We start from the raw sequence: 18,454 nt of genomic DNA, 5'->3' as shown, positions 1-18,454 counted from the left end.
AGAATTGGAGCGTTTATGAAACGGCGTTGGGCTTTGTTTCTAGCGGCGGCGTTCGCGATCTCGATCTCCGCCGTCACAACGGCGGGAGCGTCCGACCATTCCTTATCGGGATACGCGGGCACCTATAGCTGCGCGGCGGGAAACGATCACTATTCAATGGTTATAACGTCGGAATTTGGCGGAAGAGCGATTCGCGTCGATTCGCACGGCAAGTACGACAGCGAATACATCGTGACGTACGTGCCGGCCCGCGGAGTGTATGTCGCAGAGTACGCCGATGCGCGCGGCGGCTATGAAGTCATGGAAGGCAGACCATCCGGTACGGCTATAAGGTATCACGAGGTTTATCCGGGCAAAACCGACACGATGGTCGAGAGCGGGCCGTCCGCCAAAATGTTCAGCGAAACCTACACGACGATGTCGAACGGCAAACCGCAAAGCTTCAGCGATACTTGCAGAAGGCTGCCGTGAAACGCATCCTTAGCGCTACCTGCGCGGCGCTTTTCTGCGCGCTTGCAATCATGCCGGCAATTGCAAAGACAACAAACCCCGTCACTCAGGTTAGCGCGTGGACCGGAACGTGGAACTGCGGGTCAGGCAAGAATCGAAATACGGAAACGTTCGTTCCCATGCTCAACGGTAAAGGCATGCACGTTACCGTCACCGGGCCCTTCGCTTCCGAAGGCGTGGCCACGTTCGACTCGCATAGTAATGCCTGGTTTTACACCTTCGTCAACGCCGATGGCACCTACGCGACATTTTGGGGTCCCGTCAGCGGTCCGACGATCGCATTCAAACAAGTCTTTCCGGCCGGCAACGGAAAAGACGCGATCCGTCAAATCTCACCTACGAAGTATTCCAGCGTCTACACTGTTGTCGTCAACCACAGACCCGTTACATCCAGTGAGATCTGTACGAAAAGCTAGCTGACGCCCTCGGGAATCTTCATCGCAGCGGGCTCCGCAGGCACATGCACCTCGGGGCCCGTCGCTCTTTTTACGTCGTCGACCGAGACACCCGGCGCAAGTTCGCGCAGCACGAGCCCGCGTTCTTCTATGTCGATCACGGCTAAATCCGTGATGATGCGATCGACCACGCGCTTTCCAGTCAAAGGAAGCGTGCACTCCTTGACGATTTTATGCTCGCCGCCTTTGGAAACGTGCTCCATCATCACGATGAGTTGCTTGGCGCCGTGCACAAGATCCATCGCACCGCCCATGCCCTTGACCATCTTGCCGGGAATCATCCAGTTGGCGAGGTCGCCTTTTTCGGAAACCTGCATTGCACCGAGGACGGCCAGATCGATGTGGCCGCCGCGAATCATCCCGAACGACAACGCCGAATCGAAGAAGGCGGCGCCCGGCAGCACCGTCACGGTCTCCTTACCGGCGTTGATGAGATCGGGATCTTCTGTGCCCTCGTACGGATAAGGTCCCAAGCCGAGGATTCCGTTTTCGCTTTGCAAGACGACGGTGACACCCGGCGGCACGTAGTTCGGAACGAGCGTCGGCAAACCGATGCCCAGATTGATGTACTCCCCGTCGCGCAACTCTTGCGCGACGCGCGCGGCCAGCTGCGTTCGCGTTAGCGGCATCAGTTCTGCTTCTTTCGCGTGGTCACGCGCTCGATACGCTTGCCCTCTGCGCCGACATGCACGACACGCTGCACGAAAATGCCTTGCAGATGCACGTTTTCCGGATCGATCGCGCCGGGTTCGACCAACTCCTCGACTTCGGCGACCGTAATCTTGCCGGCCATGGCGCAGAGCGGATTGAAATTGCGGGTTGACTTGTGAAAGATCAGATTACCGTCGTGGTCGCCGACGCTCGCTCGCACCAAGGCAAAGTCGCAAACGATCCCGTGCTCCAGCACGTACTCCTGACCGTTAAACGTTCGCGTCTCTTTCTTTGGCGAGGGCAACGCGATGCTGCCGTCGGGATTATGACGCCACGGCAGGCCGCCCTCAGCCACTTGCGTTCCCACGCCCGCGGGCGTATAGAATGCCGGAATTCCGCAGCCGCCGGCGCGCAGCCGTTCGGCGAGCGTTCCCTGCGGCACCAGTTCCACTTCCAATTCGCCTTGCAAATACTGCCGCTCGAACTCGCGATTCTCGCCGACGTACGAGCCCGTCGTTCGCTTAATGCGTTTTGCGTCGAGCAGTATGCCCAGTCCCCAGCCGTCCACGCCGCAGTTGTTGGAGACGGTGACGAGATCGGTCGCGCCCTGTGCGAGCAGCGCTTGTATCAGGTTAAACGGAATGCCGTTGAGCCCGAAACCGCCCACCGCAATAGACGCGCCGCTTGGAATATCCCTCACCGCCTCGGCGCAGGAAGCAACCACTTTGTCCATCCGTTTGCCGTCATAGGCTTTCCGTGTGGGGAAACCCTGGCGGTTGCCGAACAAGCCGCGCATGTCCGTTGCCGCATCGCGCACCGCTCCCGACGAAGAAGCGCAGGTACTCGCGGCCGTGCGCGAGCTGGTTGCGAAAAAAGTCGCACCGCGCGCCGCCGAGATCGACGAGCGCGGCGAGTTTCCCCAAGACATCCGCAAGCTGTTCGCCGAGAACGACATGATGGGCATCCCGATTCCGGTTGAATACGGCGGACTCGGCGGCACATTTCAAACCTACGTCAAAGTCGTCGAAGAGATCGCCAAGGCGTGCGCTTCCAGTTCGCTCATCGTAGCAGTGCAAGAGCTCGCAATGCTGCCGGTCCTGATCGCCGGCACCGACGAGCAAAAAGAAAAATACCTGCCGAAGCTGGCAACGGGCGAGTGGATTGCCGCGTATGCGCTTACCGAAGCCGGCAGCGGTTCGGACGCCGCCGGTTCGATGCGCACGCGCGCGGAGAAGCGCGGCGACAAATACATTCTCAACGGTCAGAAGATTTGGATTACCAACGGCAGCGTTGCCGACGCCGTCTGCGTTTTCGCGGTTACAGATCCGCAAAAGGGAGCCAACGGTATCGGCGCGTTCATGGTCGAGAAGACCTTCCCGGGTTTTCAAGTCGGCAAGATCGAGAAAAAGATGGGCATTCGCGGTTCGCCGACCGTCGAGCTCATCTTCGATAACTGCGAAGTACCGGCAGCCAATCTGATTGGGCCCGAAGGCGACGGATTCAAGATTGCGATGAAGGTGCTCGACAAGTCGCGCCCCGGAATTGCAGCGCAAGCGCTTGGAATCGCGCAAGGCGCGCTCGAGTACGCCACCAAGTACGCACAGGAGCGCATGGCCTTCGGAAAACCGATAGGACAACAGCAAGGCGTCGGCTTCATGCTGGCCGACATGAAGACGGAAGTTGAGGCCGCACGGCTGCTGCTCTACGAAGCCGCTCGCAAATGCGACGAAGCGGCCGACGACGTGACGCTCTGGGCCGCGATGTGCAAATTGAAATGCGGCGACGTTGCAATGCGCGTTACGACCGACGCCGTGCAGGTGCTCGGCGGTTACGGCTACTCGGTGGATTATCCGGTCGAACGCATGATGCGCGACGCGAAGATCACGCAGATTTACGAAGGCACCCAGCAGATTCAGCGGCTGGTCATTTCCCGCGCGCTCGTGGGGCGCTGGAAGGGCTAGATCTCGCCCGCGAGGGGCACTTTCCGGTAGGACGAATCGTTATCGCGCTAGCCGGTACTCTGATGGAGTCCCGCGCTACTATCACGGAAAGGAGGAGCACACTTTGAAACAGCTACTCGCGTCATTAACCGCGGCGGCTTTCCTCATGACGGGCACGGCCATGGCCGCAAACGCCCCGATGGCGAAGGTCAGCCCGGCGGCGCATATGGCGAAACCCTCGCCCAAACCCACGAAGAAACCGTGGCGCCGTAAAGGCATCAAGCCCGGTAAACCCACTCCGAAACCCTCACCGAAATCCACGAAGAAACCGTGGCGCCGCAACGGCATGAAACCCGGTAAACCGTCACCGAAGCCTACAAAGAAACCCTAACCCGTCTTTATTTCGATCCATCCTGGCGCAGCGCAAGCTGCGCCTTTTTTTAGAAGCCGCCGGGTTTGGCGTGAAAGAGCAGCGGGATGACGTAGCCGGCTGCGAACGAGAGCGCGAAAACGATCGAGCCGTAGAACGCGATCTCCAAGCCGCGCAGCCACTTGTTGCGCGCGCTCAAACTTCCCGCGTAAACGCCGATCCCGAACAAACCGGCGATCGCGATCGCAAAGCTGGTGTAAACAGCTTGCCCCGGCGTCAACCCTGCGACGAAGTACGGCACGATCGGAAGGAGCGAGCCCGCTGCGTAAGACGTGCCCATCGCGAGCGCCGGCAGAATATCCGAAGACTCGGCGACGCGCGGATCGATCCCGAATTCGTCGCGCATCATCTCGTACAAATAAATCTCGGGATTCTTGGCCAGCCGCGAAACGATCGTATGCGCCTCGTCGGCGCTGAAGCCTTTGAGTTTGTAATAGGCTACGAGCTCCGCAAACTCGTCTTTGGGATTCTCGGCCATCTCGCGCTTCTCCATCTCGATGGAGGCGCGGACCACTTCGCGTTCCGATTTGCTGCCTTGATACTCGCCTACGGCCATCGAGAGCGAGCCGGCAATCAATGCGACCAATCCGCTGACGAGCACAGCGGTTCGCCCACCCGAGGCGACGCCGACGCCCGTGACCACGCCCATCGTCGTCAAGATTCCGTCCTTGGCGCCAAAAACGATCTCGCGAACGCGGCGCTGGCGCTCAAGATGGCGGCGCTGCGGCGTGTCGGGAATGCGCGGCTTTATCTTATGCCAGCCGGGCATATCGACGACGACTTTAAATTCCGGTTCAATGTGGCTCATAGATGCGCGAGCCACCACTGCAGCATGTGGCCGTACAGATGCCGGCGCTGCGCGAGACCCGCGATGCTGTGCGTACGGCGCGGGTACACCATGAAGTCAACGTTAGTGCGGTCCGCGTCGATGAAAGTTTGCATCAGCGAGATGGAGTTGGCCATGTGCACGTTGTCGTCGGAAGTTCCGTGGCTGATCAGCAGATCGCCGTGCAAGTTCGCGGCCGCCGGCAGCACCGAACTCGCGTCGTACGCCTTGAAATCATCCTGCGGCTTGCCCATGTAGCGTTCGGTGTAAATCGTGTCGTAAAAATGCCAATCGGTCACGGGCGCTACCGCGGCTCCGGCTTTAAAGAGGCCGCTGTGCGTGAGCGCGTAGGCGGTTTCGTAGCCGCCGAAGCTCCAGCCCCATATTCCGATGCGCTTCGGATCGACGTACGGCAACGAACTAAGATACCGCGCGCCAATCTCTTGACCCATCAGCGAGCCCGGACCGAAGTTGTGATAGAGGAGCCGCACATTCGCATCGCTGTCGACCTGCGAAGCCGGTCCGTCGATGCTGAACACGACGAAACCGCTCTGCGCGAGTAACCGATGATAGAGCGCGCGCTGATCGCCGAAGGTGTTGGCGGTCGTCGGCGCCGCCGGGCCACCGTACACGTAAACGATCACCGGATACTTGTGCGATGGATCGAAGTGCGGCGGCTTTATCATCGTCGCATCGAGCGGGCCGAACTGCGACTCGACGGTGAGCATCTCTACCGGAAGGACGTCTTGGCGCAGCGATTCATTTCGCGCCGCTAGCGTTGAATGCACGCTACGATCGGCAGTTGCGACAAGATCCGTTTGCGGCGGATCGTTCAGGGTCGAATGCGCGTCGACAAACAGAGCTCCGCCCGGCGCCAGTGAAACGCTGTGCGAACCCGGCGCCGGCGTAAGATTCACCACATCCCCGCCGTTTATGGGAACGGCCAGAAGCGCGCGATCGCGCCGCGTTGGATATGCGGCCGTGATGTACGCGGCGGAACCGTTGGGATCGGCTTGCAGCAGCGAGTCGGAGCGGTAAGTGCCGGTCAACCGCTTGAGATTACCTGCAGTATCTCGCAGATAAAGCCCGCTCGTTCCATCGCGGTCCAGGATCCACAATGTTCGTCCATCGGGAAGCCACGCCGGAAGATCGACGTCGTCGACCCACTTGGGATCGCTTTGCGAATACAAAGCTTGTTCCGAGCCGCCCGCGTTGCGCACCATGACGCGCAAGTGAGTCTGCCCGCGATCGAGCAGCTCGTACACCAATTGGCTTGAATTCGGCCGCCAACCAATAAAAGGCAGGTATTCATCTTGCGCTCCGGCGTCGTAAATGAGTGAGTCTGCGCCGTTCGCAAGCTGAACCACGCGCAGTTTCACGCGCGGGTTCTTCTCGCCGGCTAGCGGATATTTTTCGGTTGAAACGGCGTTGTCGTTGGCAAGGAAGTCGACGATCGGAAAATCCGTGACCGGGCGCTCGTCCATTTGCATGTACGCGATCGATTTGCCGTCGGGCGACCAGGCAAAGCCGTGCGAGGTGCTCAGCTCCTCCGGATACACCCAATCCAGACCGCCGTTCAAAATGTGATCTTCGCTTCCGCCGCGAGTCATCCGGCGAATGGAGATCTTCGCCGCGAGCGTCGCCACATACAGGTCGGCCGATTTTACATACGCAATCGCGCCGCCGCGCGGCGACCACTGCGGATCGGAGACACGGCGATCTATGAGCCGATCGGTATTTGTCGCCATGTCGCGCACGTAGAGCGCGCCGCGAACGGTAAAGGCCAAAGATCGCGAGTCGGGCGACCAAACTAGCGAGCCGGGCGTGGCCGAAGTTCCAAAAGCCTTGGTGTCGATCAGGACGCGATCTTGATTCGTGCGCGTATCGTACTGGTGAATTGGGACCGGCCTAAACGGGTCTTGCGATTGCAGGACGTAGAGAAATGAGGTTCCGTCGGGGGCCCAGGTGATGCGTGAGGGCTGCCAACCCCACGGGGGCGTCGCACCAAAGACCGAGTCCAGCGTGAGCTGCGCGGACGCCGGAGCGCCGGCCATCGCAAACAGCGCCAGCAGTGAGCACGCGACGAGAAAACGGCGCACCATGCAAGCGGACTTCACCGAAATGCACCGCGAATACTTGCGAGGTGCCAAATCCGTTCGACGAGGAGTTCACGCAGCAAAACCCGATCGTTGCGGCTGCAACCCGCATTCGCGCGCGCCGGGAGATCGAGCGCGCTGCCGACGGAAACGACTCCGAACCCATCGCCTTTGAGGACGCCGAGCAAGCCTTGAGCGCTTTCGGCGAACGGCTGGCGGCCGGCGCGAAACGGCTCAACGCGATTCTGGGCAACCGCGCGGCGCTGAAGTTCATCAAACTGATGCGCCCGCTGCGTCTGCGTTTGCGGTTTGCCGACAAACGCGTGAGTTTGGATTTGGACGAAGTGCATCAGTTGGTGCGCATCGCCGGACTCGATTTGGAAGGCGAGTGGCAATTCGACCCGGGCGCCCAGGTGCCGTCGCTGATCAACCTTTCGAAAATCTCGACCGAAGCCGGCTACGGCGAGGCGCTCACGCCTTCTTCTTTGCTGAAGCTGATCGCCGCCGACGCGGAGTTGGAGCCGCCCGCCCACCTGCAGGGGCCCGGCCCTTTGAGCTTCTAGCGATAATCTTCGGCGTCGGGCAGATCGCGTTAACGGGACAGACCCCGCAGAGCGGCGTCGGCGCCTTGCAGATCGCGCGGCCGTGCAAAATCAGCCAGTGGTGCGCGTGAATCCACTTCGCTCGCGGAACGATCGCTTGAAGATCGCGCTCGACGTCGCGCGGGGTCTTGCCGAGCGTCAATCCCAAGCGGTGTGCGACGCGGAAGACGTGGGTATCGACGGCAATCGCCGCTTCTCCGAATGCGACGGACATCACGACGCTAGCGGTCTTGCGCCCGACGCCGGAGAGCGCTTCGAGATCCTCGCGCGCCGAAGGCACTTCGCCGCCATGTCTTTCCACAAGACAGCGTGCGGCGTTAATGATGTTCTTGGCCTTCATGCGAAAGAATCCGCACGACTTTATGATTCTTTCGACGTCGCTTTGTTTGGCGTTCGCGAGTTTTTGCGCGGTCGGATATTTTTCGAAGAGCGTGGGAGTCGTCATGTTCACGCGCGCGTCGGTGCATTGCGCCGAGAGAATCACCGCAATCAAGAGTTGGAACGGGTTCGAGTAGTGCAGCGCCGTGACCGCGTGCGGGTAGGTGCGCTCGAGAATAGCGAGTTCTTCAGCCGCAACGGCCTCGCTCACACGCTTCTTCGGGAACGGGATCTTCGGCATGCGTGGAGCGGATTTGCCGTGCCGTTCGACGTATCCTCATAACCATGGCCGACATATCACGGCGCGATATTCTCATTGGCGGAGCCGCCGCCGCCGCAACAGCCGGAATCCTGAGCGTTGAGGGATGCAACCTCGTGAGCGGAAGCGGCGGTGGTTCGTTCACGCCTGGCGGCGGTCCGACCAGCACCTACTCGCTGATCACGCAATATTCCGACCACGTGCTGGGCGGTAAGACGCTGCGCACACGAACCTATAACGGCAGCATTCCGGGACCGACGATGGAGATCGTGCCGGGCCAGCAGCTGGTCGTCAACATCACCAACACGTTCCCGGCGAATCCGGCGGCCACGCCCGGCCCCGGCATCGATCCGATGAACAACCCGCATCTCTATAACACGACGAACCTGCACGTGCACGGCGTTCAGGTCGTGCCGCACATCTTCGAGCCCGTCGGAACGAGCAACCCGGCGGCGATGATGGTCGCCATTCAGCCGGGCACGACCTATCAGTACAATTTTGCAGTGCCGCCCGATCAGCCGACCGGACTATATTGGTATCACGCACACCATCACGGATCGACCGACGTCGAGGTTTCCGGCGGGATGGCCGGGTTGATTCTGGTCAAGGGCGCAATCGATCGCGTTCCGGAGATCGCGGCCGCTAGAGATATACAAGTAGCCTTTCAAACGATCAACGTCAACGCGAGCACCACGACGCCGGGAATTTACGATCTCGAGTATGCGGCGTACCAGCCACCTTCCACCGGCGGTTACAAACCGCGCGCCGACTACATGGCTGCCGTCGTAAACGGCCAGCTCGTCAACTGGGTCGACTTCACCACCGGTCCGGTGTGCGGTGCGGCAAAATGTGGAGTACCTAATCCCTCGCCGGCGCCCCAGTTGCAGATGCAGCCCGGCGAAGTGGTTCGTCTGCGGCTGCTCAACGGCTCCACTTTACTCAACCTGCCCGTGCAGCTGCCGGGCTTTGAAGTGTACGTCATCGCCTATGACGGCGTAAATCTCCTCGCGCCGCAACTCGTCGATACGGTCGCCAATCCGATTTTGCTCACCATGGGTGGCCGGCTCGAACTCCTCGTACGCGCGCCCGCCGCTCCGGGCAACTTCGCACTTTCAGCGCAAGCGGTGATTGCCGAGCAGCACCCGTGGCCGCCATTCAATCTCCTGCAGATCAGCGTTGGGGGCTCGGCGGTTTCGATGGCCATTCCGTCATCGCTGCCCACGCCCACCCGCGAATATCCGCTGATTGCCGATAGCGAGATCACGGGGAACCGCTCGGTGCAGTTCAGCAACATCTTTCCGTCGAGCTCGATTCTGTTCGGCACCGCGCTTACCGTCAACGGCGTCGTCTATAACGAGATGACCGTGCCACCCGAATTCGTTCTGCCGGTCGGTACGGCAGAAAAATGGACGATCACGAATACCATGAACGAAGGCCATCCCTTCCACTTGCACACGAACTCGTTCGAAGTGCACAGCATCACCGGCGCGGGCGGTACGGTGAACTATTCGCCGCCCATCATCGCCGACACCATATGGGTTCCGGCTAACGGTACCGTCGTGATGCGCGTGCGGTACAAACAGTGGCGCGGCAAAGACGTCTTCCATTGCCATAAACTGAACCACGAAGATCAGGGGATGATGGCAAACACAATGCTGGTCTGACTAGGGCTTGAGGTAACGTATTGTCATCCTGAGCGTAGCGTTTCGCCTTCAGCGAAATGCGAAGTCGAAGGGCGTCCGAGCCAGGCGAGGACCGCGGGAGATGGCGCTACGCGGAGTGGGAGCGAGCTAACCTCTTCAATTCAGCGAAATCGCCGCGCACTAGCGCGGCTTTTTTCTTTCGCGACCATCCTTTAAGCTGTTTTTCCCAACTGATGGCGCGATCGACTTCCGAAAACTCCATCGCATGAACGAGCGTGACGGGGCGCCGCGTAAAGGTGTACGACCGCGGGTCGGTACCTTCGTTGTGCTGCCACACACGATGTTCGACGTCGTGCGTGATGCCAATGTAATAACTTCCATCGTCGCAAAGGACCATGTACACCCAGTAGGATCTCATCGCCAATCATCTGCGACGAGCCTCACGACTAGCAACCCCTCGCGCTATGGCGACGCCTCCCGCGGCCCTCGACTACGCTCGGTCGCCCTTCGACCGGGCGCGCTCCCGCGCGCCGCTCAGGATGACAATGCTAAACCCACTGCACTCCGTGAGCGCCGCGATCTAGGGCTTGAGGTACTGAACTAGCCAGTCAACCCAGCGGCGGTTTACGTCCATTGCGCGGACGGGATCGCCGGGCGAGTGCCCGGACACGGGATACGCAAAGAAACGAACGGTTACGCCGTGATCTTTTAGCGCACGGAACATCTCGTATGACTGCGTAATCGGGACGCGCATATCGCCCGTGTCGCTGAGAATGAGCGTCGGCGCCGTGATGTTCCACGCGTACGTGATCGGCGATTGCGCGCGGTAGGCCTCCATGTTGTTCCCGACGTACGGCGAGCCGGCCAGCTGTGCGATGCCGACGGTAATATTGTTGTCCGAAAGCGTGTACTCGTCGACCCAATTGTTGACGGCAGCGCCTGCGACGGCCGCCTTCCAAATGTTGTAATGTCCCTCGAGCCACGACGTCATGAAGCCGCCGTACGACCAGCCTGAGACACCGATGCGCGATGCATCTACGTTCGCAGCTTGTTTAACGGCCGCAATTCCGGCTATCACATCGCGACCCGGTCCCGCGCCGGCGTCGTTGAAGATCGCATGCCAGTACGCTTCGCCCATGTTGTCGCTGCCGCGATAATTTGGATTGAAGACCAGAAAGCCGCGCGCAGCTAACAATTGATTCAGGGTACTGAACGATAAGATGGATGCCGAGTTCGGTCCGCCGTGAACGACCAGGACCAGCGGATACGCTTTGCTCGCGTCGTAGCCGGGCGGATACGTCAGGGTGCCGTTCTCGGAAAAACCCTCGAACGTCCATGAAAGCGGCTGCACTTTACCCAGGTCCAACTTCGCAACCGCGTCGTTGTATGACGTGAGCCGCTTCGGCGCTGTGTTGGCGGAGCTCATGTAATACAGCTCGGTCGGGTGGTTCGCTTCGCTGCCCGTAAAGGCGATCGCGCCCGTGTTGCTCACGCTCGCGTCGAGCCAGAACGGCTGCACCGGCTGAACCGCACCGAGTTGCAAGCGCTGCGGCGCGCCGCCGAGCGGTTTGATCCAAAGCGCGGCGTCGGTACCTTTATGGCCGGCGATCAGCAAAGACTTCGAATCCGGCATCCAGATCGCACGCGCGACGTTCGTGTCGATATCGCTGGCTGTAACGTCGTCGCCGTTACCGCCGCTTGCCGAAGTTACGAGAACGTCATTTTGCGCCGACGGATCCCCTTGGAACGGATAAAAGTACGCGATCTTGGTTCCATCGGGCGAGAAATACCCATAGCCTTCGTATTTGCCATGTGACGTAAGCGCGTGAATTGCGCCCGTCTGCACGTCAAGTACGTTGACCGCCGCCAGATAACCGTCGGTGTCATACGCGTTCGGCATGCGTGTGAAGAGCAGCGATCTCCCATCGGGCGACCACGAAAGCGGAGATGCGGGCGGACCCGGCGGCGTGGCCGTCGGCAAACTCCACGTGCCCTGCGTTAAACGTTTGTCGCCGCTGCCGTCGGCGTTGATCAGCCAGATGTGGTTTGGCGCCGGCGCCGCTTTTTCTTGATAGGCCTGATCGCCGACGACAAATGCATCCAGGTGATGCTCGATGTCTTTCTTGTTCACCGGATCGTCCGGCGTAACGTAAGCGATCGCTCCGCCATCCGGCCGCCAGGTGAATTGCTCCACGCCGTTGTCGGCGTGCGTGAGCTGCATCGCGTCCCCGCCGCGCATATCCAAAACGAAGATCTGCTCGGCAGCTTTGTCCCCTTCGCCCGTTATCGCTAGAAATGCCAAGCGCCGTCCGTCGGGCGACCACGCCGCCGAAGCCACGCCGCGGCGCGCGGCCGTGAGCGGGCGCGTACTTCCGTCGCGCAAGTCGTAGAGCATCAGCGTGCGGACGCTGCGGTCCGCCTTGTAGTCCGGTTTGGAAAGTGTAAACGCGATGACGCTGCCGTCGGGAGAAATAGCCGGATCCGAAATCCCGGACAGCAATTTCATGTCGTCCAGCACCATCGTCCGCGCCGAGGCGGTGGCGCCGGCCGCGATCGCGAGCGCAAGAACGAGCGTTAAAAATTTCATCATGTCCTCAAATACCGGTCGATCCACGCGAGCCAGCGCCTCGTTACGTCTTCAGAACGAACCGGGTCGCCTGGGAAATGTCCGTGCACGGGGTAGGCCACGAACTGAACCGGTACGCCGTTGTCCTTGAGCGCGTGATACATCTTGAACGAGTTCGTGATGGTGACGTTGTTGTCGCCGATGTCGCCTAGGATCAGCGTCGGCGTTTTAATGGACTGCGCGTAGGTAATCGGCGACTGGTCGCGCCACATGGCCGAATACTTCGGGTTCCAGGGCGAGCCGCCGAACCACGGTACGTCGGTGTACACGTAAAATGCAACGTTGTAGTCGTCGAACCAGTCGTTGAGCGCCGCACCCGCCACGGCCGTCTTCCAAATGTTGTAGTGGCCGGTCATCCACGACGTCATGTAGCCGCCGTACGACCAGCCCGACACTGCAATTTTGCTTTTGTCTACATTATAAGCTTTCTCCACCGCCGCGATGCCGGCCATCACGTCGCGCCCCGGACCCGCGCCTGCGTCGTGGTAGATTGCATGCTCGAATGCGTCGCCCCAATTGGTGCTGCCGCGATAGTTGGGATTGAAGACCAGGTAGCCGTGCGCGGCAAAAAGCTGATTCTGGCTGTTCCAGGCCAGCGTTGACGCCGATTGCGGGCCGCCGTGGATCACGAGCACGAGCGGATACGATTTCTGCGCATTGTATCCGGGCGGGAGCGTCAGCACGCCGTTCTCGGAGAATCCGTCGTTCTTCCAGTTAACGGCCGTGACTTGGCCGAGCTGAATCTTTGAAATGAATCCGTTGTAATTCGTCAGCCTTACCGGTTTTGATGACGGCGACGCGAGGTAGTACAACTCCGCCGGATGACTGGTCGTCGTACCGACGAATGCGAGCGCGCCTGTCTTACGCGCCACTTGGCCTGTCTGTGAAATGGCGACGTTTCCAAGATTCACTGTCTTTGTCGAGCCGCCGAGCGTGACGTACCACGCCGCCACCTGCGACCGATCGGGACCGAAAAGCCACATCGCTTTGCCGCTCGGATCCCACGCGGTGCCGTTAATCGTGCGATCGATTTGCTTGCGAATATCTTTGCCCGGGCCGCCGCCCAAACGCGTAACATACACTGCGTTTCCGTTTGTCGGATCGCCGCCCGTGTTACGGGAATACGAGATCGCCGAGCCGACGGGTGCGAACGTTCCGCCGCCTTCTAATCCTTTGTTACCGGTCAGCGGCGTGAACTTTCCGGTGCGCACGTCTATCACGTCGATCACGGTGCCGAGCGTATCCCCGTTCACCGCGGTCGGAAAATGGTCGAACGCGATCTTCGTGCTGTCGGGTGACCATGACAGCCCGGATGTCGATCCGGGATCGACGGTTCCCAAGCTCCACGGCCCGCTCGTCAAACGTCTGGCGTCACCGCCGGCGGAAGAAATAACCCACAGGTGCGACGGAATCGCCGCCTCGGTGTGGAGATAATCGTTCGCCCCGACTTCGAACGCGTCGAGATGCGCGTCAATTTGTTTTTTGTACGGATTGGCATCTTGCGTGATGAACGCAAACTGCCGGCCGTTCGGACTCCATGCAAATCCATCAACGCCTTGTTCGGCCTTGGTGACCGGTCGCGGGTCGCCGCCGTTCATCGGAAGCACGAATATCTCTTCCTGCGGATCGCTCACGCCCTCGACAGTCGTCGACATCAAGAACGCAATGCTCGATCCGTCCGGCGACCAACGCGGCGAACTTAAGCCTCGCCGGTTGAACGTGAGCTGCCGGACCTTCTTGGTTTTGACGTCGATGAGCATGAGATCGCTTTGCGAGCGATCCTTGGTGTAATCGGGGCGCGAACGGAAGAAAATGATTCGTTTGCCGTCCGGCGAGATTTGCGGGCTGCTCAAAGACGTAAGGTTCCGAAGATCGCCGAAATCGATCATCCGGGCAGAGCCTGCGGCGGGGAGAAAGGCCGCGATCGAAACCGCGGCAATTATTGCAAAACGCATCGATGCGAAGGTACGAGGGCCACGCGGGTCGCCCTGCCTAATCCGCCAGGGCCACCTGCGCCTTGCGCAACGTCACCAGACCATCGCGAGCGAGGGCCTTGACGAGCGCGGCGACTTCTTCGCGCGATCTGCCCGGCAGGTCGAGCTCGCGGTGTAAGACGAGCAGCGAAACCCGTTTGCCCGGCGGCAGCCGGCGCAACCGGTCGATGATACGGCCTCGCGCGAACCGGGTCGTTTGCGCGAACGGCATCGCCGCACGTTTCGGGGAACGCGCGCGCATCAACGCCGCAGCGTCTATCGGAGCGGCCGCGCAAAATTTTTGCAAAGGACAGATCTCACACTTTGGCGCGCGCGCGGTGCAGATCGTCGCGCCTAAATCCATCAGCGCCGAATTCCAATCGTGCCCGTGGGAGTGCGGCACGAAAGCTTGCGCTTCTGCATCGAGCTCGGCTTGGGTAACCTTCGGCGGATGCTCCACTCCATAACGCAAGCGGTGAACCACGCGGCGCACGTTCGTGTCGATCGCCGCGTCATCAATGTCAAACGCAAATGCGCGTAGCGCCGCAGCCGTGTATGCACCGATTCCGGGCAGCGTCCGTAGAGTCTCCGCATCGCTCGGCATCACACCGTTGAATCGCTCGATAACAATCTCCGCAATACGTTTCAAGCGGACAGCCCGCGAATTGTAGCCTAAGCCCTGCCATTCGCAAACGACGTCTGCTACCGAGGCCGCGGCCAGCTTTCCAAAATTGGGAAACCGTTTCAAAAACGCACGATACTTTGGAAGCACGCGTTCGACTTGCGTCTGCTGCAGCATAAATTCGCTCACCAGAATGCGATACGGATCGCGCGTCGTGCGCCACGGCAAATGCGCGCGTCCGTGGCGCGCATACCATGCGAGCAGCCGAGTTTGGGTCGCCTTCACGCCCCGATGCTTCGGCGGATGTGAGCACGAGCCCGTCGAAGCCGATGCGCATGGCTGAACATCAAGTAGACGCGGTCGTTATCGGCGCCGGTCCGGGCGGGTACCACGCCGCAATCCGGTTAGGGCAACTCGGGAAGAAAGTCATCTGCGTGGACCGCGACGAGGTGGGCGGCGTTTGCTTGAACTGGGGCTGCATTCCGACAAAAGCATTATTGCACGTGGGCGAAATCATCCGGCAGATCGATCATGCCGGCGCGCTCGGGTTAAAAGTTCCGAAGGCGGACGTCGAGCGCGAAGGCGTCGCCAAGTTCAGGACCGAGGTCGTCAACGCAAACGTTGGCGGCGTCAAGCAATTATTCAAATTCAACAACGTCGAGTTCATCTACGGCGAAGCCGCCTTCAAGAGCGCGACCGAAATCACGGTCAAGAAAAAAGAGGGCGGCACCGACACGATCAAGGCGCAGTTCGCGGTGATTGCGACCGGCGGCGCGCCGGTCGACGTGAAGGCGTGGCCGCGCGACGGCGAGACGATCATCAATTCGGACGACGCCGTGCAACTGAAAAGCACTCCGAAGTCGATCTTGATCATCGGCGGCGGCGTGATTGGCTTGGAGTTCGCGACCGTCTATGCGCGTATGGGCGCCAAAGTTTTGGTCATCGAGATGATGCCGCAGATCTTAACCGGCACGGATCTCGAGATCGGCAAAGAGCTCGGACGCATTCTCAAAAAACAGGGCATCGAGATCATGCTCAACACCAAAGTCGGCGATGTCAAAAAAGACGGGAAGACCGTCAAGGCGACATTCAACGGAGAAGGCACGAACGGCAAAGACGAAACGCGCGAGTTCGAATGCGTGCTCGTCGCGGTTGGACGCCGGCCGGTCGTCGATAACTTAAACTTGCAAGCCGCCGGTTTGCAGACCAACGATCGCGGTTTCATCGACGTCGACCCGCAGCGCCGTACCAAAGTAAAGAATATCTTCGCGATCGGCGACATCACTGGGATGCCGCTGCTCGCGCACAAAGCGATGAAAGAGGGCGTCATCGCCGCCGAAGTAATCGCGGGCGATCGCTCCGCCGCGTTCGATCCGGTCGCGATTCCGAATTGCGTCTACACAGATCCGGAAGTTGCAACCGTCGGCCTTTCAGAGGAAGACGCCAAGGCGGCCGGCTACGAGGTGCGCATCGGAAAGTTTCCGCAAAAAGCGAGCGGCCGCGCACGCACGATGAACGACACCGACGGCTTGATAAAACTCGTGGGCGACGCGAAGACCGACATGCTGCTCGGCATGCACATTGTCGCGCCGCAGGCCGAGTCGCTGATTGGCGAAGGCATCATCGCGCTCGAAATGGGGGCGACGCTGGAAGACATCGGCCTCTCTATCCACCCGCATCCGACGCTGACCGAAGGCATTATGGAGGCGGCCGAAGCCGCTCACGGCAAGGCGATTCATATCGTGAACCCCAAGCCGAAGACGCCCCAGCCGGTCCCCGCAAAATAGGGGGAGTGCAACAAACGTCTTTTCCGGGGTGTTCTGGGGGCTGACATGACGGCCAGAGTCCTCGAGCTCGGGTTAAGGCCCTACCGTGAGGTTTACGACCTACAGCGCGAACTGCATGAACGCGTCCGCACGGGCCGAGATCCCGAGACCTGGATCTTCGTCGAACATCCGCCGGTCATTACCCTCGGGCGGAATGCGAAGACCGCCAACATTCTTCTTTCGCGCGAAGTCCTGGCGCAGCGCGGCGTGGACGTGGTCGAGACCGAACGCGGCGGCGACGTCACGTATCATGGGCCCGGGCAGCTGGTCGTCTATACGATACGGCGCCTAGAGCGCTTTCGCGAAATAGTTCCGTTGGTGCGCGCGCTCGAAGGCGCCGTGATCGAAGCATGCGCAGGGTTCGGCGTGCACGGCGAGCGCTTCGCAGACCATGCCGGCGTCTGGGTCGGCAACAATCAACTGTGCGCGATCGGGCTGTCGGTAAGAAAAATGACATCGATGCATGGCATCGCGCTAAACGTTTCCAACGAACTTTCGTACGATCAGCTGATCAACCCGTGCGGGCTGACGGATCGCGGCCTTACGAGCTTGTCGCGCGAAACCGGCCGCGCGATCTCGATGGATGACGCGAAGAGTGCGTTGTTGGGAGCGTTCGCAAGAGAGTTTGACTTGGAGTGCGTGACCTCGTCTGCGGCGCCCGTGGCGCCTCGCTCGGTCGTCCTTCGACAGGCTCAGGATGACAATGTAATTGCCACCACGAGAGTCGTCGCATGATCGAAATCGACTTGACTCGCGAGCAGCGTGTGCCTAAGCCGGAGTGGCTCAAAGTGAAGCTGCCCCACGGCGACGATTACGAGCGCGTGAAGCGCGAAGTCACCGGGCTGCGTTTGAACACGGTCTGTCAAGAAGCCATGTGCCCGAATCTGGCGGAGTGCTGGGGCGCCGGCACGGCGACGATCATGATTCTCGGCGACACGTGCACGCGGGGCTGCCGCTTCTGCAACGTGAAGACCGGCAATCCAAAAGGCGAGGTGGACTGGCTCGAACCGGTGCGCGTCGCCGAAGCTGTGCGCGACTTAGGCTGGAAGTATTTGGTGCTGACGGCGGTCGACCGTGACGATCTGGCCGACGGCGGCGCACTGATCTTCGCCAACACGGTTCGCGAAATCCATGAACGCGTGCCCGGCTCGCGCGTCGAGATTCTCAGCGGCGACTACCGCGGCGACCTCAAGGCGCTCGACATCGTACTCGATGCCAAGCCCGACGTTTTTGCGCATAACTTGGAAACGGTTCGCCGTCTCACGCCGCGCGTTCGCGACAAGCGCGCAAAATACGACCAATCCATGCGCATTCTCGAGCATGCGAAGCTGCGCGCACCCGACCGTTTTACCAAAACCTCAATCATGCTCGGCTTGGGAGAAACGGACGACGAGATTGAGAGCGTTATGGACGACGCGCGGTCGATCGGCGTTGACATTTTTACGATGGGCCAATACTTGCAGCCCACGAAGAAGCATTTGGCCGTCGAGACGTTCATCCACCCGCAAAAGTTCGCGCAACTCGGGGCGCTCGCGAAATCAAAAGGCTTTCATCAGGTCGTTTCCAGCCCGCTATCGCGCAGTTCGTATCATGCCGAACAGGCCTTTGCTTAGCAAC

18 protein-coding genes are annotated in these 18,454 nt (G+C 60.3%); 9 read left to right on the top strand and 9 right to left on the bottom strand.

Going from position 1 to position 18,454, the window contains the following annotated elements:
- Nucleotides 1-15 precede the first annotated feature (15 nt).
- Nucleotides 16-471, top strand: a complete 456-nt coding sequence (locus VFO29_01425; protein ID HET9392171.1) for a hypothetical protein — start codon at nt 16-18, stop codon at nt 469-471.
- Nucleotides 468-926 carry a hypothetical protein gene (locus VFO29_01420; GenBank protein HET9392170.1) on the top strand — a complete coding sequence of 153 codons (459 nt, stop codon included), beginning with the start codon at nt 468-470 and terminating at the stop codon, nt 924-926. The genes VFO29_01425 and VFO29_01420 overlap by 4 nt, the downstream gene beginning before the upstream one ends.
- Here the strand turns inward: VFO29_01420 and VFO29_01415 are convergent.
- Both VFO29_01415 and VFO29_01410 read right to left on the bottom strand, forming a co-directional pair.
- Nucleotides 923-1,594 (bottom strand): CoA transferase subunit B, encoded by a 672-nt coding sequence (locus tag VFO29_01415; GenBank protein HET9392169.1) that lies wholly within the window; start codon nt 1,592-1,594, stop codon nt 923-925. The genes VFO29_01420 and VFO29_01415 overlap by 4 nt on opposite strands.
- Nucleotides 1,594-2,412, bottom strand: a complete 819-nt coding sequence (locus tag VFO29_01410; GenBank protein ID HET9392168.1) for a CoA transferase subunit A — start codon at nt 2,410-2,412, stop codon at nt 1,594-1,596. The genes VFO29_01415 and VFO29_01410 overlap by 1 nt, the downstream gene beginning before the upstream one ends.
- Here VFO29_01410 and VFO29_01405 point away from each other — a divergent pair.
- The gene (locus VFO29_01405; GenBank protein HET9392167.1) at nt 2,411-3,577 is read left to right on the top strand and encodes an acyl-CoA dehydrogenase family protein; all 1,167 of its coding nucleotides are present in this window, start codon (nt 2,411-2,413) and stop codon (nt 3,575-3,577) included. The genes VFO29_01410 and VFO29_01405 overlap by 2 nt on opposite strands.
- A 103-nt stretch (nt 3,578-3,680) precedes the next feature.
- Nucleotides 3,681-3,947 carry a hypothetical protein gene (locus tag VFO29_01400; protein ID HET9392166.1) on the top strand — a complete coding sequence of 89 codons (267 nt, stop codon included), beginning with the start codon at nt 3,681-3,683 and terminating at the stop codon, nt 3,945-3,947.
- Nucleotides 3,948-3,996: 49 nt separating this feature from the next.
- Here VFO29_01400 and VFO29_01395 read toward each other — a convergent pair whose 3' ends face one another.
- Nucleotides 3,997-4,794 carry a VIT1/CCC1 transporter family protein gene (locus tag VFO29_01395; protein HET9392165.1) on the bottom strand — a complete coding sequence of 266 codons (798 nt, stop codon included), beginning with the start codon at nt 4,792-4,794 and terminating at the stop codon, nt 3,997-3,999.
- Nucleotides 4,791-6,914, bottom strand: coding sequence for a DPP IV N-terminal domain-containing protein (locus VFO29_01390; GenBank protein ID HET9392164.1), 2,124 nt, complete (start codon nt 6,912-6,914; stop codon nt 4,791-4,793). Before VFO29_01390 ends, VFO29_01395 begins: the two co-directional genes overlap by 4 nt.
- Nucleotides 6,915-6,955: 41 nt before the next feature.
- Here VFO29_01390 and VFO29_01385 point away from each other — a divergent pair, with 41 nt between their 5' ends.
- On the top strand, nt 6,956-7,471 hold the full coding sequence (locus VFO29_01385; protein ID HET9392163.1) for a hypothetical protein: 516 nt from the start codon (nt 6,956-6,958) through the stop codon (nt 7,469-7,471).
- On the opposite strand, the gene nth is transcribed toward VFO29_01385, so the two are convergent.
- Nucleotides 7,380-8,129 (bottom strand): endonuclease III, encoded by a 750-nt coding sequence (nth, locus tag VFO29_01380; protein ID HET9392162.1) that lies wholly within the window; start codon nt 8,127-8,129, stop codon nt 7,380-7,382. The two genes, VFO29_01385 and nth, sit on opposite strands and share 92 nt — an antisense overlap.
- Before the next feature lie 44 nt (nt 8,130-8,173).
- Between nth and VFO29_01375 the strand changes: the two genes are divergently transcribed.
- Nucleotides 8,174-9,811, top strand: coding sequence for a multicopper oxidase family protein (locus VFO29_01375; protein HET9392161.1), 1,638 nt, complete (start codon nt 8,174-8,176; stop codon nt 9,809-9,811).
- A gap of 106 nt (nt 9,812-9,917) precedes the next feature.
- Here VFO29_01375 and VFO29_01370 read toward each other — a convergent pair whose 3' ends face one another.
- The 4 genes from VFO29_01370 to VFO29_01355 all read right to left on the bottom strand — a co-directional run bounded on the left by VFO29_01370 (nt 9,918) and on the right by VFO29_01355 (nt 15,296).
- Nucleotides 9,918-10,208 (bottom strand): GIY-YIG nuclease family protein, encoded by a 291-nt coding sequence (locus tag VFO29_01370; protein HET9392160.1) that lies wholly within the window; start codon nt 10,206-10,208, stop codon nt 9,918-9,920.
- A gap of 162 nt (nt 10,209-10,370) precedes the next feature.
- Nucleotides 10,371-12,380, bottom strand: coding sequence for a S9 family peptidase (locus tag VFO29_01365; GenBank protein HET9392159.1), 2,010 nt, complete (start codon nt 12,378-12,380; stop codon nt 10,371-10,373).
- Nucleotides 12,377-14,371: a S9 family peptidase gene (locus VFO29_01360; GenBank protein HET9392158.1), complete on the bottom strand. Its 1,995-nt coding sequence runs from the start codon at nt 14,369-14,371 to the stop codon at nt 12,377-12,379. Before VFO29_01360 ends, VFO29_01365 begins: the two co-directional genes overlap by 4 nt.
- A 37-nt stretch (nt 14,372-14,408) precedes the next feature.
- Complete coding sequence (locus VFO29_01355) at nt 14,409-15,296, bottom strand: A/G-specific adenine glycosylase (GenBank protein ID HET9392157.1); 888 nt, start codon at nt 15,294-15,296, stop codon at nt 14,409-14,411.
- 50 nt (nt 15,297-15,346) lie between these two features.
- Here VFO29_01355 and lpdA point away from each other — a divergent pair, with 50 nt between their 5' ends.
- The 3 genes from lpdA to lipA are packed head-to-tail and all read left to right on the top strand — an operon-like array spanning nt 15,347 to nt 18,450.
- Complete coding sequence (gene lpdA, locus VFO29_01350) at nt 15,347-16,798, top strand: dihydrolipoyl dehydrogenase (GenBank protein HET9392156.1); 1,452 nt, start codon at nt 15,347-15,349, stop codon at nt 16,796-16,798.
- Between the two features lie 45 nt (nt 16,799-16,843).
- Complete coding sequence (gene lipB / locus VFO29_01345) at nt 16,844-17,572, top strand: lipoyl(octanoyl) transferase LipB (protein HET9392155.1); 729 nt, start codon at nt 16,844-16,846, stop codon at nt 17,570-17,572.
- Nucleotides 17,569-18,450: a lipoyl synthase gene (gene lipA / locus VFO29_01340; protein ID HET9392154.1), complete on the top strand. Its 882-nt coding sequence runs from the start codon at nt 17,569-17,571 to the stop codon at nt 18,448-18,450. The genes lipB and lipA overlap by 4 nt, the downstream gene beginning before the upstream one ends.
- Nucleotides 18,451-18,454 lie beyond the last annotated feature (4 nt).

It is taken from the genome of Candidatus Rubrimentiphilum sp. (assembly GCA_035710515.1).
Classification (GTDB): domain Bacteria; phylum Vulcanimicrobiota; class Vulcanimicrobiia; order Vulcanimicrobiales; family Vulcanimicrobiaceae; genus Rubrimentiphilum.
The sequence above is the reverse complement of the archived record's forward strand: the minus strand, read 5'-3'. Positions and strand labels throughout refer to the sequence as shown.